Below are 3,421 nucleotides of genomic sequence, written 5' to 3' on the forward strand. Positions count from 1 at the left end.
TGCCCGTAACGGCACCGGAAAGCTGGTGTTCTCCAGCAAGGTGATTGCAGCGGCAGAGCCTGCGCCTATCGTTGAGGCGGCAAGGGTAGCGAAGAAGAGCTTCCGTGCGAGCTTGGTTTTCAAGAACGCGCCTGCGGGTTCGGTTATCAAAGTGAATGGTGCAGTCGTCTCGGGTGGTTCGTACGGCGAGGACTTAACAGAGAGTGAGAGCAAGTCTGTTTCTGTGTTGATCACGGCTCGTGGATTCAAAGCGGATGGTGGGGAAGTCGTAATCAAGCGTGGCGTGGTAAGCGAGTACGATGTGCGTCTTGAGCCCGAGCCTATCCCCGATCCTGTAGTTCCGGCTGGCAAGGTCAAGGGTTCTCGCAAGACGCGCAAGGGCAACGCGGAGATGTGTTTTGTCCCTGGCAACGGCACGATTGCAGACTTCTGGATGGACGCGACTCCTGTTACGGTGGCTCAGTATAAAGCGTATTGCGCGGCGACGGGTAAGAGTATGCCAAAGGATAAGCCTGATTGGGACTGGATAGACGATCATCCTATGGTGTATGTAAGCTGGAACGAGGCTAGTGCGTTTGCGACATGGGCGGGTGGTCGCTTGCCGACGAGCGCTGAGTTCGAGTACGCAGCTCGCGATGGTGGTAGAAATATTGAGTACCCTTGGGGCAATGATGCGCCTTCGGATCAGCTTTGGTGGACAAAGACGAGTGATGATAAGGGTACTGCTCCTGTTAAGCGTAGCTCTAACATCTTCGTGAACAGCCATGGCCTGTCTGATATGGCGGGTAATGTGTGGCAGTGGTGCAGCGACGGCCCGGATAGCGCTAGTCGCTACCTAAAGGGCGGCTCCTGGGTCGACGAATACGCGGTGAACTTCCGCTGCGTGGATCGGTTCAACATCGCTCCGACCAACGCGTACGACAGCTGGGGCTTTCGCCTTCTCCACCCAGGACTGTAATCGTCTCACCTCGCCCCGTCGCTGCTCCATCCGTCGAACGCGATAGAACGGCGCGGGGTTACATCCTGCCGAATCGCCAGCGGTAGAAGACGTTGACCGAGACTGGTGCAGTACCGTAAGAGGCTTTGAGAGTCGAAGGGTACGAATAGAAATCGAGCGATGCACCGACACCTTGCTGGCCGCGCTCGTCTTGCTTGAGGTTGTGGACACCACCAAGCGAGAGCTTCTGCACCCGGTAGACTCCCGTGGGCACGCCGACCAGCTCGTCTTTTTGGGTGTTATCGAGCCGTGCGAAGTAGGTCTGTCTGCCGTGGGTATACGCGGTCTCCGCCAGAAGCGCTGTGGTCTTGCCACCGTCCTTTAGGTTCTGTCCAATGGCAACCATCGACGCCAGGTTATCACCGTTCTCGAACGCTGTATTGTGCATCGCGGAAAGGGTCAGACGGTGCTGGTTCACACCTGGCTCCAGGGTTTCTGGGGACTTGAGAAAGCCGTACGATGCTTGAAAGCTTAAATCCTTGGTTGGGTTATGCGTAATGCGGCCCGCATAGGAGTTGAGGCGTATCGGATCAATGTTGTTGCGATCCTCGCCCGGCTCACGCCCATTGAAGATCGAGCCCTCCACCTTCCACTTATCCCCTGCCGTCACACCCGCCGTTGCGACCCCGTAGGTAATGTGGGTGCCATCAAGCCAGTGGTGCGAGATAGGCGCGCTCGGGTTGTCCCAGGCTGAGGGCCGGTGCTGAAACGCCGCTGGGCCAATCGCAGGTTCACCCGCCGGTGCCAGGTAGAGAAAGCCACGCTTATCTCCCCCGAGTGGGGCGCTGTAGGTGGCGGCTAGCTCCATGATCAGATCGTGGGGGTGCTGGCGGTCTTTGAGCGGCTGGCCGTTGGCCGTCTCGCCTGTCTGGAAGAGATTCGGATAGCCCTTCTTGCCATTGGTGAGCGCGTCGAGTGAGAACATGCCGCGCAGACCCAGAACGCGCTCTTTTTCGTCGCGCTTTTGCCCCATGAGCATGTACTGGGTCGCGCCATAGGTCTGGCTCTCTCCTCGCTTACCACCCGCGTCGCCATAGGCAAGAGTCGCAAGACCCATCTGCATCAGCTGCCAGCTCCCAAGCTCGCTCATCTTGCCGTACATCGGGCTAGACTCCGGAAGCCAAGTCGTGCCGGAGCCTTCGCGACTCATGCGCCACGGGCCAAATGTCCCTTTCATCTCCATCTCCATGAGCTGCTCAAAGAGCATGTCCGGCGTGAGATTGTCGTAGCGGCCATTGCCCGCCTTGATGCCCTCTAGGCAGGTCTTACAGACGCCTTTTTTCTCAAAGAGATTCGCCGCGCAGCCACAGCTGCCTTCTAGGGCGCACTCTGCGCAGCCGCCCCCGATGCAGCAAGCAAAGCGCCCCTCCTCGGCGAGAATCTTCTTGGCCGCCAAGAGCGCCGCCTCGTAGCCCTTCATGTCGCCCTTTTTCTTGGCATCCAGTGCCTGCTTTAAGATCGGTGTGGCCTTGCTGGGGCCAAGCTTCTTCGCGCCTTTGGGGGGATGCGCAAGAGCAGGGCCGACGAGCGCGAGAGCGAGTAACACGGTGAGAAGCGGCTTCACTTAGCCCCTCCTATTTTGACGACAAAGGGGATCGTGATGACCTGCCCACCGCGCTGGAACTGGCCCCAAGCTTTGTAGATCCCTGGCTTAGGGAAGCGAGCATTGAAGGCAACATTACCTCGTTTCGAGGCTGCAAGACCTGCCTCGTCCTCGGCAGGATGGCTGTGAACCACGGTCTGGCCGTCTTGATGAATGATCATCAGGTGGCCAAATGCCCCTAAGTAGGGCTCTAGATCGGTAATGGGCTTGCCCGCACTATCGGTCAGCTTGAAGGTGAGCATCGTGCTCTTGCCGATGGGAATCGGACTCGTTGCTGTGCTAAAATTCGCCGTGATCCCATCCACCGTATTTTTCGTCCCGCCTACCACGAGCGGAACGGGCTTTGCCGCAGGGCCAGCCACCTTGAGCGTTGTGCCGAGAATCTGCGAACCCGCGCCTTTCGGAGCAACATCGCCGTAGATCCGGTACTCACCGCCGCTGGGAAAGACCTGTGTGTGGGTGAACGTACCATCGGGTTGTGCCTCCGGGTGCTCATGTGCGAACCAGGCGAGGTCTTTACTGGTGATGAGCAGGTGAAAAACCTTGGTGTGGGCAATGTCAAAGTCCTTGACAATCGCTTTGGTTTTTGTGTCTCGGATAGCAAAGCGCAGCTCAACAGGCTTGCCCGCGACTGCCGCGCCGACACTCTTAACCTCGACGAAGTAGGGCTTTGGAACGGGCTTCTTGCCCTGCCGCGCCTCAGCGTCTTGGACATCCACTAAGAAGCTCGCCGTGATGGGCTTGGGCTCACCCGGTACGCTTAAACTCAGCGCGATCTGGTACTGGCCACCGTGGGGGAAGTAGCACTCAAGCCCGTAGTC

The 3,421-nt window shown here is 58.4% G+C and carries 3 protein-coding genes; 1 reads left to right on the top strand and 2 read right to left on the bottom strand.

The annotated features are described in order from the left end of the window. Positions 1-958, top strand: a 958-nt coding sequence (locus AC1XOS_RS21285; RefSeq protein WP_481964218.1) for a formylglycine-generating enzyme family protein, incomplete at its 5' end; no start/stop codon positions are given. Between the two features lie 58 nt (positions 959-1,016). Here the strand turns inward: AC1XOS_RS21285 and AC1XOS_RS21290 are convergent. Both AC1XOS_RS21290 and AC1XOS_RS21295 read right to left on the bottom strand, forming a co-directional pair. Then, on the bottom strand, positions 1,017-2,561 hold the full coding sequence (locus AC1XOS_RS21290; protein WP_481964219.1) for a hypothetical protein: 1,545 nt from the start codon (positions 2,559-2,561) through the stop codon (positions 1,017-1,019). Then, on the bottom strand, positions 2,558-3,421 hold an 864-nt coding region (locus AC1XOS_RS21295), incomplete at its 5' end, for a hypothetical protein (RefSeq protein ID WP_481964220.1). The genes AC1XOS_RS21295 and AC1XOS_RS21290, both read right to left, overlap by 4 nt.

The organism is Armatimonas sp., assembly GCF_964826245.1.